17 protein-coding genes and 1 pseudogene are annotated in these 18,706 nt (G+C 66.7%); 7 read left to right on the top strand and 11 right to left on the bottom strand.

Features of this window, described 5'->3' with window-relative positions:
- Positions 1 to 14: 14 nt before the first annotated feature.
- The 5 genes from sppA to ACYQ0R_RS07415 all read right to left on the bottom strand — a co-directional run bounded on the left by sppA (position 15) and on the right by ACYQ0R_RS07415 (position 5,778).
- The gene (gene sppA / locus ACYQ0R_RS07435) at positions 15 to 953 is read right to left on the bottom strand and encodes a signal peptide peptidase SppA (RefSeq protein WP_459822073.1); all 939 of its coding nucleotides are present in this window, start codon (positions 951 to 953) and stop codon (positions 15 to 17) included.
- 139 nt (positions 954 to 1,092) lie between these two features.
- Positions 1,093 to 2,016 carry a coiled-coil protein gene (locus ACYQ0R_RS07430; RefSeq protein ID WP_459822071.1) on the bottom strand — a complete coding sequence of 308 codons (924 nt, stop codon included), beginning with the start codon at positions 2,014 to 2,016 and terminating at the stop codon, positions 1,093 to 1,095.
- Positions 2,017 to 2,353: 337 nt separating this feature from the next.
- Entirely contained in the window at positions 2,354 to 3,190 is an 837-nt protein-coding gene (locus ACYQ0R_RS07425) for an alanyl-tRNA editing protein (RefSeq protein ID WP_459822069.1), read from the bottom strand.
- A 134-nt stretch (positions 3,191 to 3,324) separates the two neighbouring features.
- Positions 3,325 to 4,458 carry an FtsZ/tubulin family protein gene (locus tag ACYQ0R_RS07420; RefSeq protein ID WP_459822067.1) on the bottom strand — a complete coding sequence of 378 codons (1,134 nt, stop codon included), beginning with the start codon at positions 4,456 to 4,458 and terminating at the stop codon, positions 3,325 to 3,327.
- Between the two features lie 27 nt (positions 4,459 to 4,485).
- Positions 4,486 to 5,778, bottom strand: a complete 1,293-nt coding sequence (locus tag ACYQ0R_RS07415) for an amidohydrolase (protein ID WP_459822065.1) — start codon at positions 5,776 to 5,778, stop codon at positions 4,486 to 4,488.
- Positions 5,779 to 5,954: 176 nt separating this feature from the next.
- Between ACYQ0R_RS07415 and ACYQ0R_RS07410 the strand changes: the two genes are divergently transcribed.
- Together ACYQ0R_RS07410 and ACYQ0R_RS07405 are read left to right on the top strand one after the other, a co-directional pair.
- Entirely contained in the window at positions 5,955 to 6,656 is a 702-nt protein-coding gene (locus ACYQ0R_RS07410; RefSeq protein ID WP_459822063.1) for a hypothetical protein, read from the top strand.
- A 149-nt stretch (positions 6,657 to 6,805) separates the two neighbouring features.
- Positions 6,806 to 7,975 carry a glutathione-independent formaldehyde dehydrogenase gene (locus ACYQ0R_RS07405; protein ID WP_459825707.1) on the top strand — a complete coding sequence of 390 codons (1,170 nt, stop codon included), beginning with the start codon at positions 6,806 to 6,808 and terminating at the stop codon, positions 7,973 to 7,975.
- 107 nt (positions 7,976 to 8,082) lie between these two features.
- On the opposite strand, the gene ACYQ0R_RS07400 is transcribed toward ACYQ0R_RS07405, so the two are convergent.
- On the bottom strand, positions 8,083 to 8,250 hold the full coding sequence (locus tag ACYQ0R_RS07400; RefSeq protein ID WP_459822061.1) for a hypothetical protein: 168 nt from the start codon (positions 8,248 to 8,250) through the stop codon (positions 8,083 to 8,085).
- Between the two features lie 178 nt (positions 8,251 to 8,428).
- Here ACYQ0R_RS07400 and ACYQ0R_RS07395 point away from each other — a divergent pair, with 178 nt between their 5' ends.
- Positions 8,429 to 8,581, top strand: coding sequence for a hypothetical protein (locus ACYQ0R_RS07395; protein WP_459822059.1), 153 nt, complete (start codon positions 8,429 to 8,431; stop codon positions 8,579 to 8,581).
- Positions 8,582 to 8,716: 135 nt separating this feature from the next.
- A pseudogene (locus tag ACYQ0R_RS07390) lies at positions 8,717 to 9,511 on the top strand (RIO1 family regulatory kinase/ATPase domain-containing protein); the annotation flags it as partial.
- Between the two features lie 143 nt (positions 9,512 to 9,654).
- Here the strand turns inward: ACYQ0R_RS07390 and ACYQ0R_RS07385 are convergent.
- Positions 9,655 to 11,142 carry a phosphohexomutase domain-containing protein gene (locus ACYQ0R_RS07385; protein WP_459822057.1) on the bottom strand — a complete coding sequence of 496 codons (1,488 nt, stop codon included), beginning with the start codon at positions 11,140 to 11,142 and terminating at the stop codon, positions 9,655 to 9,657.
- Positions 11,143 to 11,228: 86 nt separating this feature from the next.
- Between ACYQ0R_RS07385 and ACYQ0R_RS07380 the strand changes: the two genes are divergently transcribed.
- From ACYQ0R_RS07380 to ACYQ0R_RS07370, 3 genes are all read left to right on the top strand, one after another.
- Positions 11,229 to 11,507: an acylphosphatase gene (locus ACYQ0R_RS07380; RefSeq protein ID WP_459822055.1), complete on the top strand. Its 279-nt coding sequence runs from the start codon at positions 11,229 to 11,231 to the stop codon at positions 11,505 to 11,507.
- Positions 11,508 to 11,572: 65 nt separating this feature from the next.
- Positions 11,573 to 12,322, top strand: coding sequence for a sugar phosphate isomerase/epimerase family protein (locus tag ACYQ0R_RS07375; RefSeq protein ID WP_459822053.1), 750 nt, complete (start codon positions 11,573 to 11,575; stop codon positions 12,320 to 12,322).
- 136 nt (positions 12,323 to 12,458) lie between these two features.
- Positions 12,459 to 13,760: an OFA family MFS transporter gene (locus ACYQ0R_RS07370; protein ID WP_459822051.1), complete on the top strand. Its 1,302-nt coding sequence runs from the start codon at positions 12,459 to 12,461 to the stop codon at positions 13,758 to 13,760.
- Positions 13,761 to 13,795: 35 nt separating this feature from the next.
- Here ACYQ0R_RS07370 and ACYQ0R_RS07365 read toward each other — a convergent pair whose 3' ends face one another.
- The 4 genes from ACYQ0R_RS07365 to ACYQ0R_RS07350 all read right to left on the bottom strand — a co-directional run bounded on the left by ACYQ0R_RS07365 (position 13,796) and on the right by ACYQ0R_RS07350 (position 18,659).
- A complete protein-coding gene (locus tag ACYQ0R_RS07365; RefSeq protein ID WP_459822050.1) occupies positions 13,796 to 14,659 on the bottom strand; it encodes a DUF7547 family protein in 864 nt (287 codons plus the stop codon).
- 81 nt (positions 14,660 to 14,740) lie between these two features.
- Entirely contained in the window at positions 14,741 to 15,826 is a 1,086-nt protein-coding gene (locus ACYQ0R_RS07360; RefSeq protein ID WP_459822048.1) for an NADH:flavin oxidoreductase/NADH oxidase, read from the bottom strand.
- Positions 15,827 to 16,978: 1,152 nt separating this feature from the next.
- Entirely contained in the window at positions 16,979 to 17,581 is a 603-nt protein-coding gene (locus tag ACYQ0R_RS07355; RefSeq protein WP_459822047.1) for a hypothetical protein, read from the bottom strand.
- Positions 17,582 to 17,654: 73 nt separating this feature from the next.
- Positions 17,655 to 18,659, bottom strand: coding sequence for a zinc finger domain-containing protein (locus tag ACYQ0R_RS07350; protein WP_459822045.1), 1,005 nt, complete (start codon positions 18,657 to 18,659; stop codon positions 17,655 to 17,657).
- Positions 18,660 to 18,706: the final 47 nt, after the last annotated feature.

The raw sequence follows: 18,706 nt of genomic DNA, 5'->3' as shown, positions 1-18,706 counted from the left end.
ATTCCGAGCGAGCGCTACCGCAGTTCGACGTCGATGTCACCGCCGTCACGAGTGACGACGCTAGCGACACCGCTACCGGCCGCGAACGCGACCCGCTCCGCTCCGATCCCGATCCGTTCCGCCAGCCCTCGCTCCGGCGTGAACTCCCGCAGCTCGACGTCCTCGCCGATCAGGTCCGCGAGCCGCGCCTCGACGTCCTCCTGCGTGCCGAGGTCGTCGACGAGTCCGATCGCTTCGGCGTCGGTGCCGAGATACACGCGTGCTTCCGTCTCCCGAACGTCCTCGGGATCCATCCCTCGACCCTCGCTGACCGTCTCGACGAACTGCTCGTAGTAGCCGTCGATGATCCCCTGGAGATACTCGCGTTCGTCCTCCTCGATCTCGCGGAGGGGAACGCCGGCGTCCTTGTACTCCCCGGCGGTGAACTGCTCGTAGGAGATGCCGAGCTTGTCGGCCAGTTCGGCGGCGTTCGGTCGGGAGCCGACGACGCCGATCGACCCCACGAGGCTCGCGTCGTGTGCCCACAGCTCGTCACAGCCGCTCGCGATCCAGTAGCCGCCGGAGGCGCAGACGTCGGTCGCGTACGCGACGGTCGGACCGTCGAACTCGGCGGCGGCGCGGCGGATATCATCGCTCGGCAACACTTCCCCACCGGGCGTGTTGAGTTCGACGAGGAGCGCCTCGGTCGACTCGTCCTCGTCAGCCTCCTCGATCAGGTCGACGACCTCCGAAGCGGTCGCTTTCGTCGTCCCGGAAAGCGGCGACGGGCGACCGCGCTCCCTGACGATCGGGCCCGAAACGTCGACTTTCGCGGCGTTGTACTCGTCCGTCTCGCCGATCCGTCCGCGCGTGACGCGGGCAAGGACCCGTCGGACCGCCAGGGTTGCGGTCGCCGTGAGCACGACGATCGCGACGACGACCGCGTTCCGTGTTTTACGGGGCTCGGTGTCCATACGATCGCTTGGTCGTCCGCGGAGTTAAAAAGCGGGGCAGCCGAGACGGCGGTGAGACGCCTGCAGGATCACCGTGCCACCGGCGTTGCCACTGGGCGGTTGTAGCTGTCGAGAGAAATCACAGCGCGTCGCCGGTGAGTTACAGGAGACCGGTTTTCTGGAGCTTCATCAGGTCCTCGGTGTCGAGCGTCTCGCCCTCCTTGAACTTCTGATAGATCTCTTCGGCCTCTTCTTTCTCCTCTTCGCGCTTCTCGGCGCGCTCGTCTTTCCGCTCGCGCTCCTCCTTTTTGTCGAGTTCGCGGAGGCGCTTCTGGACGCGGACGAAGTCCTCGTGGTGACGGTCGGCCGCCTCCTGTGCTTCGACGAACAGATCGTGCATCTCGTCGGCTTCGTCACGGATGTCGTCGGCCTCGCGGTAGGCCTCGATCATCATGTTGTGATGCTCCTGCGCCTTATCCGCGAGCTCCGTCACCTTCTGATGGTGTTTCGAGGCTTCCGAGCGAACCTCCTCGGCCTCCTCGACGAGCTCGTCGAGCTCGCTCGAGTCGTCGACCTTCTCCTTTTTCTCGGCGAGCTTCTCGCGTTTGTCGTCGATCTTTTCGATGAGCTCGCGCTCGTCCTCGGCGTCGAGCACCTCGGTCTGCTGGCGGAACTCCAGCTCCTCGATCTCCTCTTTGAGTTCGTCGATCGATTTCCCGGAGCCGAGCTCCATCTCCTGTTTCAGCTCTTCGACCTCGTCGAACAGCTCGTTGGCCTTCGCGTTGAGCTCGTTGCGTTTGTCCTTGTGCTCCTGAACCTGCTCGTTGAGCTCGTCGCGTTTCTCCCGGTGTTCCTGCGCCTCGTCGACCTTCTCGCGGGTTTTCGCGTTGAGGTCGTCGCGCTTCGAGGCCCGCTCCGAGGCCATCTGGTTCAGCTCGTTGCGTCGGTCTCGAAGCTGCCCGGCGCGTTTGATGAGCTGTCCTTTGGAGCCGTTCTCGAGGTCGTCCTCGGTCAGCTCCACGTTATCCGCATCCTCCATCGGTTCGATGTCGTACTGTTCGATGACTTCGTCTTTCGTTACCATTTTTCTATCTCTCCATCACCGCTCCGGACATGGCGGACGCTCGCCCACGTGCGTCGAGCCGTGCATAAGAACTCCCGTTCATTTCAGCGTGCGATCCAACCAGCGCCGGAGGCGTTCTGGTGACAGGAGATACAGTGCATAGTTATATAAATGTACCGGAGATGGTAGGATTGCGTCTCGTTACCACACATCGAGACGAACTGTAAAACCGGTCCAAAATCCGTCGTGAAGCCGCTTTGTGACCGTTTCAGGATCGGTACACGCGGCGAACGACACGCCGATTCTCGACCGTTCGTTCGTTCTTTAAATATCTTTCATGCAGCTTCATCGCTCCGGGTCACGGCGTCTCGTCGTCGTGGTCCGCGAGCACGAACTGCAGTCGTTCCTCGGTGCGTCCCTTGGTCTCCCGTCCGGTCACGACGATCGCACCGATCTCCGCCGTGGTTTCGACGTGTGTTCCCGCGCAAGCGGTCCGGTCGTACGGTGTCTCACCGTTGTGGCCGCCGATCTCGACGATCCTGAGTTCGGTGATCGAGTCGGGAAGCAGATCGATCCGCGTTCGGTCCGCGTCGAGCGTCGCTTCGGCCTCCTCCCGGTCCATGGTGTAGCTGTCGACCGGCCGACCGTCAGCGACGAGCTCGTTGAGCCGCCGCTCGATACGTTCGAGGTCGTCGTCGTCGAATCGCGCGTGTTCGGCGTCGAGATGTGCGTGGTCGGTGTACAGCTGGTTTCCGGTCGTTTTCGCGTCGAACTCACGTAAGAGAAGCGCCGACAGCAGGTGCTGAGCGGTGTGGTATCGGGCATGCGCCCGACGACGGTCCCAGTCGATCTCGCCGACGACGAGCGTCCCCGGTTCCGGCGGCTCGACCGCAGTATCGTCATCCATCGGCGCGAGGGTGTGATACACCGTGTCCGACTTCCGGACGTCGACCACCCGCCAGCGGCGAGTGGGACCCGTACCGGCTTCGGCCTCCGTGCTTGAATCGGCGTCATCTTGGTCGTCCGATCCGGTCCCCACGTCGGCGACTCGCAGCGTCCCGGTGTCGTGCGGCTGGCCGCCGCCCGTGGGATAAAACTGCGTTCTATCGAGCACGACGCGGTCGTCGAGCGACCGCTCCACGGTCGCCTCGAACGTCGCCACCGTGTCGTCGGTCAGATACAGCCGTTCCGTCATATCGTGAGAGAGCGGTCGGACTCACTTACAGGTTTGCTCGCGAGCACAGCTCCGGCGGGCCGGAGCGTGCGAGTTGTACGCGGCGACCCCCACCTCACGCGACTGTCGACCGTACCCGTCGGGGACCGTCCCTGCTATTCGATCGACGCGCGGATCTCGGTGAGGCGGTCCGCCGGGTCGATCCCCGAGCGGAGCACGACGGCGAACACGGCGTCGCCATCGGGGTCGGGAGCGTCGCCGCTGAGGATCGCGCCGGAGCCGGTCTCCTCGGCCAGCCATCGCCGGCCGTCGGCGATCGCCTCTCGGTTGAGCCACGCCGGCGGACCACCGACCACGAGCAGCGTCCGATCCGCCCGGCCGTCGGGAACCTCGACCGTCCCCTTACCGCGAGCCGCCTTCCGGATGACGGTCTCGATCGCCGAGACGGCCTCGCTCGCGTCGACTTCGGCGGGCTCCGAGGAGCCGAGCAGTCCGAGACCGAACCGGGAGCCCGTCTCGGGACGTTCGACCTGCTGGCTGGCGTAGCCGATCGCCGCGATCTCGCCGTCCGATCCGACCGCTCGGGCGACGTCGCTCGCGTCGAGCACCTGCTGGGGGGTGGAGGCGTCGTCACCGGTTTCGCCGGCACCGAACAGCGCAGCGAGCCGCTCGGCGATGGCGGCGTTCAGGCGCGGGGCGGCCTCTCCGACCGTCTCGTCGGAGCGGAGCCAGCGCTGGTTGTCGAACGCGAACACGGCGTCGAGATCGTCCGAGAGCGCGTCGAGCGTTCGTGCGGCGTTCTTCTCAGCGAGCGGTCGCCGCGGCGGCTCCTCCGCTCGGCCCCGTGCGGTCTCGGTCGTTCGGGATTCCGTCTCGTTTCGAGCGGGGAGCACGCCGAGCGCGTACGTGGGGACGTCGTACAGACGGTCGAGCTCTCCCGCGAGAGCGGGTGCGACGCCGCCGCCGGCGGCACCGCCGAGTCCGACGAGGAGCAGGAACGCCTCGGCGAGCGACGGCCGTTCGTCGTCCATCACGCGCGTGAGCTCGCTCGCGTGTGCCGACCCCAGCCGACGACCGGCGTGGAGGTCCCCGCCGAGTCCGTCACCGCCGGCCGCGTCGCCGAACCGGTAGCGGCGGTCGTCGTCGAGATGATGCAGGGCATCGAGCGCGTCGGCGTCCGTGTCGAACGCGGTGGCTCCCTGCAGGAATCGCTCGTCGCCGTGGTCCGCGACGAGTCGATCGAGGATCCGGCATCCGGCACCGCCGAGGCCGATGAACTGTAGACGCATATGAGCGTTCGGTCGATCGGTGGAGGTTTAGCTTTTCGGTCCGGGTGGCGTCTCCGCGACGCGCCGGATCGCTGCCGCGAGCACCTCGATGCCGGTCGTGATGTCATCCTCGACGACGTCGAACGTCGGCGTGTGGTGACCGCCAGGGTGATCAGTTCCGATGCCGACGTAACAGGCGAGTCCGCCGCGGTCCTGAACGGCCTGCATCAGATACGTTGCATCCTCGGAGCCACCCAGATCCGCGCTCTCGACGACGTTCGTCACGCCGTCGACGCCAGCCGACACGTCGCGGATCACGTCCGCGAGTGCGTCGTCGCTCGTCGCGCTCGGGGCCTCGCCGAGGAGGTCGACGGAGACGGTGCAGTCGTGCATCTCCGCCGCCGAGCGCAGCACTCGTCGCGCGGCGTCGTCCATGTAGGCGGCGAGCTCGTCGGTCGCTCCTCGCACCTCACCCTCGATGAACGACGCCTCGGGAACGATGTTCGTCGCCGTGCCGCCGCCGACGATGCCGGCGTTCACGCGGGTCGGGCCGTCCGCGTGTCGCGGGATCGCGTAGAGATTCTGGATCGCCGCCGCCATCGCCTGTACGGTGTTGCGTCCCTGCTCCGGTCGCGCGCCGGCGTGAGCCGACTCGCCGTCGAACTCGGCGAGGAAGTGTCTGACCGCGAGAAAACCGTCGATACCGCAGACGACCTCGCCGGACGGGTGATCGAGGCCGACGTGGACGGCGTAGAGAGCGTCGACGTCGTCGAGATGTCCCGACTCGGCCATCGGCTTGCCGCCGGACACCTGCTCCTCGCTCGGCTGGAAGAACAGCTTCAGCGTGCCCGCGAACTCGGAGTCGAGCACCGCATCGACGACGCCGACGCCGATCGTCGCGTGGGCGTCGTGGCCGCAGGCGTGCATGTACCCCTCGTGGTTCGAGCGAAACCCCTCCGCCGCCGGTCTGTGGTCGTCGTTGTCGGACTCGTGGATCGGGAGGGCATCGATGTCGACGCGGAGCCCGACGACCGGCCCGGGTCCCCGCTCGAAGACGGCCACACAGCCGGTGTACCCCCCGGCGAGCTGGTCAAGCACGTCGGAGTCGACGTCGGTTGATCGAGCCCGATCGAGCCACTCATCGAGCGTCTCGTCCTCCGGGACGTTCATGCGCTGGTCGGTCGCAAGCGCGTCGGGGCCGACGTGGATCGCGGTCGGGTCGCGCTCCCGGAGCGCCTCGACGATGCGAGCCGTGGTGTAGAACTCACACCACGCCGGCTCGGGATGGCGGTGAAGGTCGCGGCGAAACGCGCTGTACTCGTCGGCGTCGAGAACGCTCATGTGACATGGTGACCGGGGGGCGTATTAAATGGATCACGGCGATGGTGCCGATCGGTTCCCTCGCTGCCGTCTGGGACGCGGTGCGATCAGGGAGACGGTTTGGTCGGGGACGCAGTGTGCGGTCCCCGCTCGAATCGCCGGAGAACCGTTTTACAGACGGGCGCCGTCGTGGCGGTATGGAGCTCACCGCTGACGACGTTGAACGGTACGTCGAGGAGTATCGCGCGGAGGAGCCGTTGTATCCGGTCGAGCAGGAGGGGATAGAGACACTCCCCGACGCCCTCCGCGCCGGAGAGTACGGACCGCGGGACGCGGAGTGGGTCGTCAGGTGGTATTTCCGACGCTATCTCGGCGAGTATCCGCACGACGAGCGAGCCGAGATCGAAGATCAGTTCGCCGACGTCGAGATGGGTCGTGTGAAGGCGGCGATCGCCGACGCGGCCGACGCGATAGACGACGCAGTCGAGTCGGAGACGCACACGAGCGAGTCGGAGACGCACACGAGCGAGTCGGAGACGCACACGAGCGAGTCGTTATCCGGACGCACGGGCCGTTCTGATGACGGCTCCGACGCACAGCCCGCCCACGCGGCGGCGCTCGACGCACTCACCGATCTTCCGGCGGTCGATGTCCGCGTCGGATCGGCGTTTCTCACGTTTTTGCATCCTGATACGTACGTTCCGATCGGGGAGCGTGAGTGGGAGATACTGCGTGACGTGTCATCACTGGACAGGTCGTATCCGACATCTCCCTCGATCGAGGACTACGGACGCTTTCTCGAGAGTGTTCGTGAGATCGAAAATCGCCTCGAAACGGATGCGAGAACCACATATATGGTACTATGGCGACTGTCGAAGGAGGACGGCTCGACGACGTGACTGAAACCGACGCGTCGTGCCCGACGAGCGCTGGTACTGTATTATCTCCGTTAGTAAAATTTGTTAAACCCCTGTCCAGTTCTGTTAAGTGTAATTGTCATGTAAATATTTATTTATAATGTTCGTCCGTAGTGGAAGCCGCAATCATGATGGATGCAGTAGTGTACAAAGGGGAGTACGAGGTAGCCGTCGAGGAGGTAGAAGAGCCGGAGATCCAACATCCGAACGACGTGGTCGTCGACATCACGACCTCGTGTATCTGTGGATCGGATCTCCACATGTACGAGGGACGGACGGCCGCAGAGCCGGGGATCGTCTTCGGCCACGAGAACATGGGAGTCGTCTCGGAGGTCGGCGACGCGGTGTCCACGCTCGAGGAAGGCGATCGCGTCGTCATGCCGTTCAACGTCTCGTGTGGGTTCTGTCAGAACTGCGAGGAGGGGTTCACGGGGTTCTGTACCAACGTGAACCCCGGCTTCGCCGGCGGGGCGTACGGCTACGTCGCGATGGGTCCGTATCCGGGCGGACAGGCCGAGCGCCTCCGCGTCCCGTACGCGGACCACAACGCGCTCAAACTTCCGGAGGGACGTGAGCACGAGGACGCGTTCGCGCTGCTCGCCGACATCTTCCCGACGGGCTGGCACGGCACCCGACTGGCCGAGCTCAAACCCGGCGAGTCGATCGCCGTGTTCGGAGCCGGACCGGTCGGTCTGATGGCCGCGTACAGCGCCAAACTGCAGGGCGCCTCGGAGATCTACATCGTCGACCAGGTGCCGAGCCGACTCGAACTCGCGGAAGAGCACTGTGACGCCACCGCCATCGACTTCCGCGAGGGCGACCCGGTCGAGCAGATCATCGACGCGCACGGCGGCGAGGTCGACAAGGGCGTCGACGCAGTCGGATACCAGGCGACCGACCCCGACGACGTCGACTCCGACACCGAGGAGTTCGCGTACGACCCCGCCAAGGAGAACCCCGCGGTCGTGATCAACAACCTCATCCGGGTCGTCCGGCCGACCGGTCAGCTCGGTATCCCCGGACTGTACGTCCCCGAGGACCCAGGCGCGCCCGACGAGATGGCCGCGCAGGGTCGACTCGGGATCGACTTCGGCCTGCTGTTCGAGAAGGGTCAGGCGCTCGCTACCGGTCAGTGTAACGTGAAATCGTACAATCGGTACCTGCGGGACATGATCATCGAGGGCCGCGCCGACCCGAGCTGGGTCGTCTCTCACCGCGTCGACCTCGAGGACGCGCCCGAGATGTACGAGGCGTTCGACAACCGCGAGGAGGGCGTCACGAAGGTCCTCCTCGAACCCTAGACCGAACGCATCGTCGCTCGGGAACGCGCCGACTCCGAATCTCGCGTTTTTCAGCGGTGTCGTGGCTGCAGAGCGTCTGGTAAGCTAGTCACTCTGACGGACACGCGTCAAGCCCGCAGCCACGCCTTCGGATGCTCCTCGCGGAGGTGTGACTGATACCGCTCGATGAGCTTCGGATACGAGTCGGCGACCGCGTGCCACTGGCAGTGCTCACAGCTCCGTTCGACCGCCTCCTCGCTGCTCGTCACGTACCCCCCGCGTCTGTATCTCACCATGGGGTCCTCGTCGAACTCGTGGGTCTCATGGTGTGTGGTAGCTCTGTGCACACATTACGCTGTCGATGACGCGGTCGATGCGGCCCCGTCGCTGCAGTGTGGTTCCCACGGGGACGACGACCCGTATCGGATCGGCATCGCCGAAACCGGTATATCGACCGCCCGTGTTGGCACGTGTATGTGCAAGTACTGTAACTGGGCGTTCCACGACGGGTGGGGTGACCTGTTGAAGTACGACGACGTGTATCAGTCGGCGATGGGACCGGAGACGGAGTCCAATCACGGCTTCCACGATGACTGGGATGACCTGCAGGCCGAACTCGGGATCTGACCGGCACGTCCGGCTGCGTTCCTGTCTGTAGTCCGCGTGAAGCGTCCGCTGCGTTCCGGAGGTCAAGAGGTGGCGACGGGGACACGAGCGACCCGGCGGAATCATTTATCAGTCGGGGGTGCATCGATCAGCTACATGGAGCTGCGCCAACTCGTTCGTGGCCGCGTCGACTGGCCCGATCTCGAACGCGTCGCCCGCGAGTTGGCCGACCGGTACGACCGCGAGGCGCTGCGCATCCGGTTTCTCGACGCGGACAACTGGTTGTCGACGCCGATGGTCGTCGACGACGACCTGTTCGTGAAGGTGATCACGAAACAGAACACGATCGTCCACACGCTGTTCACCACCGGCCGCAACATCGGCGCGTTCACCGCCGGGACCGAGGGGTTCTTCGAGCGATACGAAACGCCCTACGAGATGGCTCGCCACGAGCTCGAAGCGACGGAGCGGATCCGCGAGATCGGCGTGAACGCGCCGGAGCCGATCGAGGCGTTCGAGGTGGATGGGCTCGGCGTCGTCGTCCTGGAGTACCTCCCCGAGTTCCGGACGCTGGACGCGATCGACCGCGAGCGCGAGGCCGAGCTCGCGCCGGACCTGTTTTCGACCCTGCGAACCGTCCACGACGCCGGGCTCGCGCACGGCGACCTCCGCGCGGAGAACGTGTTGATCCGCGACGGCGATATCTACTTTATCGACGCGACGAACGTGAGCGACGACGGCCGCGACGCCGCGCGGTCGTACGATCTCGCCAGCGCGCTGGCAGCGCTCGAGCCGCTCATCGGCGCGGATCTCGCCGTCGACGCCGCGCTCACAAGCTACACGACCGCGGAGCTACTCGCGGCGAGTCGCTTTCTGGATTTCGTCGCGATCCGCCCCGACCACGAGTTCGACGTGGCGGAGTTGAAAGGCGAACTCGAAAAGCGAGCCTCTCAGTCCGAACGATCCGCACGGTCGGATGACGCCGACCGACCGACCGACTCGTCCGACCCACCGGCCGACTCGTCCGACCCACCGTGGTTTACACGGTGAACCCGTACGCTCCCGTTCGGTGACCGCCGAAACGACCCGGACGGTCACGCGTCGTCGACCGCGGTTTCAACCACGGTGCGTACGTCGTCGACCAGCTCGTCGACGTCGTCGCTTTCCGCGTACACGCGAACGTACGCCTCGGTGCCCGACGGTCGGACGAGCGCCCACGACGCGTCCGGAAACTCCAGTCTGACGCCGTGATCGGTGTCGACGGTCGCGTCCGGGAAGGCGTCCGGTAGCGCCGTCTCCAGCCGCCGCATGGTCGGCTCCTTCGCCTCGTCCGGACAGTCGATGCTCTCCTTCCGGTACGGTCGCTCGCTCACCGGCTCGCGAAGCGCGTCGAGCCCCTCGTCGGCGACGAGACGGGCGATCACTGCCGCGGAACAGACGCCGTCGATCCAGCCGCCGAACGACGTGTGGATGTGTTTCCACGGCTCCGCGGCGAACGCGACGGACGTATCGGAGCCTGGAGTCGCAGCGGATCGAACCGACGCGATACCCTCGTGGAGCGCGCCCAGCCGCACTCGCTCGACGCGACCGCCCGCCTCGCGGACTCGCTCGTCGATCCGCCCGGAGGCGTTCGGCGTGGTGACGACGACCGGATCGACCGCGTCGCTCTCGCGGGTGTACCGCTCCGCGAGGATCGCCAACACCGTGTCCTCGTGGACGACCTCGCCGGCGGCGTCGACGACGACGATGCGGTCCGCGTCGCCGTCGTGGCCGATTCCGAACGCGAACCCGTCACCGTCGTTCGGACTCGCATCGTCCGCGCCCTCGTTGGCGTCGGCGATGAACGACCGGAGGTCACGGAGCGTTTCGGGCGTCGGCTTGCTCCCACGGCCGGGGAAATGGCCATCGACGTTCCCGTTGAGCGTGACGACCGTAGCGCCGAGCTCCCGCAGGACGGCGGGCGTCGCCGGTGCGGCCATCCCGTTACCGCAGTCGACTGCGATCCGGAGCCCGTCGAGGTCGGTACCGAAGTCGGTGGCATACGCCGTGACGGCGTCGAGATATCGGTCGAGGCTGTCGACGGTGTTCGACTCGGTCCACTGGTCCCACCGCGTTGCCGCCGCGCCGTCCGCGACGCGTGTCTCGATCGCGGCTTCGAGGTCGTCGCCGAACTCCACGCCATCGCGGAACAGCTTTATTCCGTTGTCCGACGGCGGGTTGTGGGAGGCGGTCAGCATCACGCCGTACCGTCCCCGTGAGGCGTATGCGAGCCCGGGCGTCGGGAGTCGCCCTGCACGCAACACCGCCGCGCCGCCGGACGCGAGCCCGGCTTCCATCGCGGCCGCGAGCGCGGGACCCGTCGTGCGTCCGTCGCGGGCGACGACGACCTCCGGCGGGTACGTGTCATCGTCATCGGGCGGGTCCGTGTCATCGTCATCGGGCGGGTCCGTGTCATCGTCCTCGACGGTCGCGTCTTCCTCCCGTATCTCCGCCGCCACCGCCTGACCGACCGCGAGCGCGAGTTCGGTCGTCACCCGCTCCTCGACGCTCCCGCGGATGCCGGCCGTTCCGAAGAGGCTCATGCTCCGAGGATCGGCCGCCGCTCGTTAGTAGGCGTCGGTCCGACACGACGAGGCGTTTAACTTCGACGGGGACCCAACGGCGGTCGATGGCCGACCGAATCCGTGCACACGTGTTCGTCTCCGGAACCGTCCAGGGCGTCTACTACCGTGCGACCACCCGGGACACCGCTCGCGATAGCGACGTCGACGGCTGGGTCCGGAACCTCGACGACGGCCGAGTCGAGGCGGTGTTCGAGGGGCCCGAGGCGGCGGTCCGCGACATGGTCGAGTGGTGCGAGACGGGGAGTCCCGCGGCCGACGTCGACCACGTGGACGCCGAGTTCGGCGACCCCGAGGGGCTCGACGGGTTCGAGGTTCGGTGGTGAGTTCGACCGTTCCGGGAGCAGCGTTGCTCGGTAATATATAAGCCGTCCCCGTTCCGAACGCCGACATGGACATCGGTCTCACGGTCGGGGTCGACATGGATCGCCTGGCGGGGTCGCCGACTCGATTCGATTTCGTGGAACTCGGCGTTGACGCGGGCACTCGCCCCCCGTCGGAGATCGACCCGGGGCGACTCTCTGACGGACTTGCCGGACGCGACCTCCACGTGCATCTTCCGTATAGTCAGCTGTTGACGAGCTACGCCGACGAGATCAACGACGCGATCGTCGCGTATCAGCGCCGACTGCTCCGTGCGGCCGGGGAGCTCGGTGCGGGGAAGGCGGTGTTACACGCTACCTCGGCCGACCGGGACGACGTGGCGTTTCGGGACGTCGCGGCCGAACAGCTTCGGCGCGTCGCCGACGCCGGGCGGGAAGCCGGCGTCGAGGTCGTCGTCGAGAACGTGGGCCACCAGCATCACGGGTTACAGCTCTCCGTGCTCGGCGACATTGCCCGCGAGACGGAGACGCCGATCTGCTTCGACGTCGGACACGCGTACATGGAGGGCGGCAACAAGGCGATCCGGCGGTTCCTTCGGAGCCACGGCGACCGGGTCTCGCATCTCCACTGTCACGACGTGCGTCGCCGCGGCGACACCCACATCCCCGTGGGAGCCGGCGAGGTCGACTACGACATCGTGAGCGAGGAGCTCGCCGGTTTCGACGGCACCGTCGCGCTCGAGGTGTTCACCGACGACGACGCGCTCCTTCTCGACTCGGCCGAGCGAGTTGCAGACCATCTCGATGCGACGTTCTGATCGGGGGGTCGGAGATGTCGAATCGGAAGGCTAACGTTCGCAAGTCGTGTGGAGCCAGTCAGATGGACGGTGTTCCACCGACGGCTGGAATCGCCCGACTCGACGGCTGGACTGGAGACGAACGGGAACTACCTCGATGAGCAACGCGTACGGCGTCGATCCCGACGCCGAGGCCAAACGGATCCTCGGCTACTCACGGTGGTGGCAGATCGTCGCGGCGGCGGTGATGATGGCGCTCGTGAGCCCGTACCAGTACGTCTGGTCGTCGCTGGAGGGCCCGCTCGCGGTCGAGCTCGACGCGTCGCTGTCGGCGCTCGGATTCGTGTTCACGGCGTACGTCGTGATCATGGCGCTGGTGCAGTTCCCCGCGGGATGGTGGCGGGATCGATACGGACCAAGGGCCGTGACGCTCGCCGCGGGCGTGCTCGCCGGGGGCGGATACGTCGGGCTCGCGTTCGCCACGGAGCTGTGGCACGTGTACGCCGTCTACTCGATCGGGGCGGTCGGCGTCGGGATGGTGTACACGGTGGCGGTCAACACCGCGGTGAAGTGGTTCCCCGACAAGCGCGGGCTCACGACCGGGATCGGAACGATGGCGTTTGCGGCCGGCAGCGCCGCGTTCGTCCCGTTCATCCGGTATATGATCGCCGGCGACGCGATCACGGCCGGCTTGGCGAGCATGGGTGCGCTCATCGGCGTCGGGATCCTCGTCGGAACGGTCGTCCTCACTGACCCGCCACACGGGTGGGAGCGGAACGGAGAGTCGGACGACGTCGACAGCGGGACGGGAGCTGCCGAAACCGACGATCCGGACACCGCAGTAGATGGCGGCGACGCCGAACTGGCCGACGGTCGTCGACAGTACGACTGGCGGGAGATGGTTCGGACGTGGCAGTTCTGGCTGATGTACTTCATGTTCTTCGCCGTCGCTGCCGCGGGGCTGATGATCACCGCACGGACGGTGTTGTACGCGGAGGAGTCCGGACTGACGGCTGGCACGGCCACGCTCGCGGCGACGATCCTCCCGATCGGCTCCGCGGGCGGCCGACTCATCGTCGGGGGGCTCTCGGACCGGTTCGACCGCGAGCGGATCACCGCGGCGTCGTTCCTGCTCTGTGGGATCGCGACGATCGCGATCGTCCTCGTCGCCGGACTCGAGACCGCGGCCGGATACGTCGCGTTCGTCGCCATCGCGGTGTTCTTCTGGAGTTCGCAGTTCTCGCTGTTCCCCAGTCTCGTCGCGGACTACTACGGCAGCAAGCACTCCTCGGCGAACTACTCGATCGTCTACTCCGGGAAGATGTGGGGTGGCGTGTTCGGCGGCGGCGTCGTCGGCTGGCTCATCGGCGTCATCGGATGGGACGCAACGTTTCTTCTCGGCGGCGGACTGGCCGTCGCCGCCGGCGTCGCCGGGTTCCTCCTCCGGCCTCCGCGGTAGCCACGACCGAGTCCATCGGAGTTCCGCGTGAGGGCTCAGCGATCGTCGCCGTCGGCGCTCCGGCGGGAGTCGTCTCCGTCGTCTTCCGTGTCGCTCGCGTCGTCCGTCTCGGAGCCGCGGGCGTGGTCACCCGTTTCGTCGTCCCTCGCACCGGTTCCCACAGCGGCCGAATCGGGCTCGTCGAGCTGTCGTTTGATCGACTCCAGTTCGGACTCGACGTCGACTTCGGGGGACGGATCGTCGACTCCGGACGCACGGTCCGTTTCGTCCGCAGCGTCGGCGGGCTCCGATTCGTCCGTGATGTCGTCCGGATCGCTCACGTCGATGTGCACGACGTCGCCGCCTGAGTCGCGACGATCGACTCGGCGATCACTCGTGGATCGGTCGTCGATCGACTCCTCCGCGCGACGGCGGGCCGAGTCCGCCTCGTGGCTGGACTCCTCGATCCGGGCTTCGATCTCCGCGGTGAGGTCGCGGGCATCCTGAATCAGGGACCGTGATGCCGCCTCGTTCGGGAGGTCCGCCTCGGAAAGCGCGGTCCGGAGCTCGGAAAGCGACCGGGCGAGGCCGGCGCTCGCCTCGTCACGGACCCCCGCGAGACGGTCGGCCGTCGCGCCCGCATCGGCGTCGACGTCCATCCCGCGTCCGGGGTCGGCGAGCCGAAGCGTCCCGCGGAGGAGCTCCAGCGATTTGATCGTCGTCTCGAGGACGGCGATCAGCGTCGGAATGGTGTACTGTTCGGTGAACCGGAGGAGCTCGGAGAGCCGCGGTGGACGCGGCGGTCCGGGGCGGTGGCGCTCGTCACGCTTCAGGTCGCGTCGAAGCTCCGAGAGAACGTCCTCGAGCTCGTCGAGCCGCTCCTCGAGGTCGTCGTCACGCGGACGGTCGCGGGAACTCATACCCTACCGTTGACGACCGGTACATAAAAATACCGGCCGAAGCGGCGTCGGTCGAACCGCGCACGTCTCCGTCGCTTCCCGTTACTCGAACCGTCCGCGCTCGTACTGGACGGGCCAGTCGATCGTCGCGTCGAGTTCGTGGGCGGCCTCCAGCGGCCAGTACGGCTGTCGGAGCAGCTCCCGACCGAGCGCGACGAGATCTGCGCGCCCGTTGCGCACGAGCGCGTCGGCGTGGGTGGGTTCGGAGATCCCGCCGACCGCGGCGACGGGTACGTCGGCTCCCTCCCGGATCGCCTCCGCGTACGGAACCTGGTATCCGGGGCCGCTTCCCGGGAGCGACTGGTCGGGATGAATGCCGCCGCCGGAGACGTCGATGAGGTCCGCCCCGGCATCGGCGAGGAGCGGGGCGAGCCGAACGGAGTCGTCGACGTCCCATGACTCGCGGTCCGGCAGCCAGTCGGTCGCGGAGATCCGCACGAAAACGGGCCGGTCAGCGGGCCAGACGTCGCGAACCGCCTCGACGACCTCCCGAACGAGCCGGGTCCGGTTCTCGAAGGAGCCGCCGTACGCGTCGTCGCGGTCGTTCGTCACCGGCGAGAGGAACTGGTGGAGCAGATAGCCGTGCGCGGCGTGTACCTCCGCAACCGCGAAGCCGGCTGCAAGTGCACGCTCCGCGGCCGCGCGGAACGCCGAAATCACGTCGTCGACGTCGGTCGCATCCATCCGCCGAGTGGCTGCCTGCTGCTCCTCCGGATACGGCTCCGCAGTCGGTGAGATCGTCTCCCAGCCGTCCTCGTGGTCGCGAGAGAGACCGTAACCGCCCGCCGACGGCGTTGCGTGTGAACCCTTCCGTCCGGCGTGAGCCAACTGCACTCCGGGAACGGCCCCCTGCGCGCGGACGAACTCCGTGATCGGTTCGAACGCCGCCGCATGCTCGTCGGACCAGATCCCGAGACAGGCGGGCGTGATGCGACCGCGCGGTTCGACGGCAGTCGCCTCCGTCATCACGAGTCCGGCACCGCCGACGGCACGCGATCCCAGATGTATCCGATGCCACTCGTTCACGAACCCGTCGTCGGCCGAGTACTGGCACATCGGGGACAGCATGACTCGATTCGGGATCTCCGTCTCGCGGAGCGTCAGCGACGTGAAAAGCGAGTCGGTCATCATCGGAACGAGAACCCCGGGCGGGTAAGAAACTCCGATACCCGAACCGGTTGCCAGTATCGAGGATCGAGCGCTGCCCCGTGTTGTGACGCGACCACCGGAACGACCGGGTGGTGAAGCGGACTATCCCGGCGGCACGGTTTCGTGCGAACACACACTACTCATATCAAACGACTACCGTACAACGGTTCACACACCTGGTTCGTCACTCCCGTCGATCGCTCAGTACGGACGTCGCGGCGATCGATCTCGGGCGTACGTCGCTCACGAGGGGGGATGGGTGGTTTATACGTGATTGCGTGATGGATCTGGAGGTGATTTATAAGTGAGTCGCGGGAGCGATAGCTCCGCGACGAACGATCTGAAAGCCCCAGCCGCGACGGCTCGCGCGCCTTGCTGCGCTCCTCGGTCGCTCGCGGTGCTCGCTCCCTGTGGTGCTTACAGCGGCGGGCGTCGCCCCACCGGGAGACTGCGTCTCCCGAGCCCCCGCTCGCTCCGCTCGCGGGGATCACGGCTGCCCCTTTCAACCCCACCCGACCGCACCGCAACCGCACCGCAACCGCACCTCACGCCTCCCCAGCCTCGCGGTTCGCGCTCTCCGAGCGCTCACCGCGTCCCTCGCACGCGCTCCTCGCGCTCTTTCCAGAGCGCTCGGAGGCGCGCGCCGACCGCCCGCCGTCACCTGATAACCGAACAATGCTCTGCTTGTGGTTGCGGTGGCGCGCGCCGCGAGCGGGCCTTCGGCCCGTGAGCGAGCGCGCGAGGGAGACCGGAGGGGCCGCCGAGCGTTCCGGCGGCCCCTCCGGTCGAGGCTGGGGCGGTCCGAGGCTGCGGGGCGGTCGGGTGGGACTGGAAGGGGCAGCCGCGAGGGCGACGCACGGCGACGAAAGCACTGCAGGGAGCGAAGCGACCGAAGCGCGCAGCGAGCCGCGCGAGCCGTCGCGGCTGGGGCTTCCGAGGGAGTCTCCTCTCCACCGCTCACTTATATACCGCTCTTCTCCACATCGAGTGAGCCTTTATAAGCATCTACTCGAACTCACACTGCACAATATACGCCCGGCATCGACCACGAAGCGGATCGTTCGCACGGCTGATTCGGGTATGCGATCGTGGAATAGGCCATGCAACACAGTTTTATCGCGCTCCATGCCACTAGTGAAGCGTTCCTTCTCTGACGTGTGCGTCGTGCGCGAACAGCGCATAGCCGACCTCAGCGACGGTGTGCCCGGTCTCCGCGGCGATGTCGCGGATCGGTTCGATCGTCGTTACGTAGTCGTCTGCGTCGAACGATTCCTTGCGCCCGTCGAGTCGATCTAGTCGGTCGAGCGACGCCCACACCCGGGTGTCGATGACGGCGTGTTGATCGGGATCCAGCGCGGTCAACACACAGGAGGCGGTCGGAGCTTTGAATCCTGACAACCCCGTAAGCAGGCGCATCGCCGAGAAGTCGCCGTCGACCGCGAGGACGTTCGCGGTCACCTCTCGACATCGCTCCTTCGTGTTCCGCTCCACGTAGTGAGCGCTTCGTGTCGATGACTCGTAGGCGATCTCGTACAGTTGCTCTCTCGTCAGATACCCCTGCTCGCGGTATCGGTCACCGAACGACTGCAGTCGTTCCGGCAGCACACCCTGTGTCTCCGCGTACCGATCGAGATGCCGCCGAATGAACGCCTCCGTTGCTTGCGGGCTCGACCCGTTCGTACCGTCCTCGTCGTCATCGGGGCGTCCGTCGCCAGCCGCATCGTCACTGTCCATGCGTCGCCGTTGCCGCGGATCTCCCGTGTGTCTTGCGGATGGGAGCGACCGTCGCGACGCCGACCGCGACATCTCAGCCACGTCGAACGTCGATCCCCGAGAAGCCGCAGCCGTCGCACGACAGCGTCGACCGGGCACCGAACGCGTAGGCGGAAAGCGTCGTTCCACAGCGCGGACAGGGGTCACCCGCGACGACCGCCGGCGAATAACGCACGTCCGCAACGACGACGCACACGGTGAGCTCGCCGTCGGTCGACTCGTCGACTGCACCGCCCCAGATGACGTTCGCATCCCCATCGATCCGCTCGCGAACAGCGCTGATCGCGTCGGTCGCGGCGGTGATGCTCGTGACGGGATCGACGACGACGTCGACGAGAACCGCGGTCGCGTCGTCGACGTCGACCGCGCTCGGCAGCCGGTGGAACGCGGCGTTGACCGCGCTCCCCGGCGAATCGCATCCGGAGGTCCCCGATCCGATCGCGGCGACGCCCGCCGAGAGCACGGTTCGCGCGTCAGTCAGATCCAGGTTCACGAACCCCGGGCGCTGCACCGCGGCGAGCAGTTCCCGGATCCCTCGTTCGACCGGATCAAGCGATTCGTCGACGACCGACCCGTCTCCGGAGCGTGCACCGCTAGCTCCGGAAGCGGGAGGGCGAGCGCCGGAGTCGGAGGCGCGAGCTGTAGCGTCCGAGGTGCGGGTGGACTCCGGCTCCGATGCCGGCGAATCGGCCAGCAGCAACCCATCGACGTGCTCCCGAACCTCTGCGAGCGTATCTCCCTCGACGGCGGCACACGGGATCACTGCGACGGTGAACGGGCTCGCGCTCGGGTCCGCGCCGGACCGCAATGCGAGCGCTTCGTGGAGGTCTCGGACCGCTCCAGATGCGGCCGGGTCGACGCCGATCACGACGGCCGCGGTCGAGTCGGTCACGTGATCCGACAGCGCGGAAGCCGGGCTGTATCGCGCGTGTGAGAACGCCACGTCGGCCAGCGATGCGTCGCAGCAACCGACTCCACAGACCACGACGGAGTCCGTGAGGGACTCCGCAGTCATCCGCAGCTCGTCGTTCCGGGCCATTCGACCGTGCGTTGATGCCCCGACGACAAACGGGTTTCGTCCGCGGA

It is taken from the genome of Halorubrum luteum (assembly GCF_054652935.1).
Note: the sequence above shows the minus strand (reverse complement) of the source record. Positions and strands in the feature narration are given on the sequence as shown.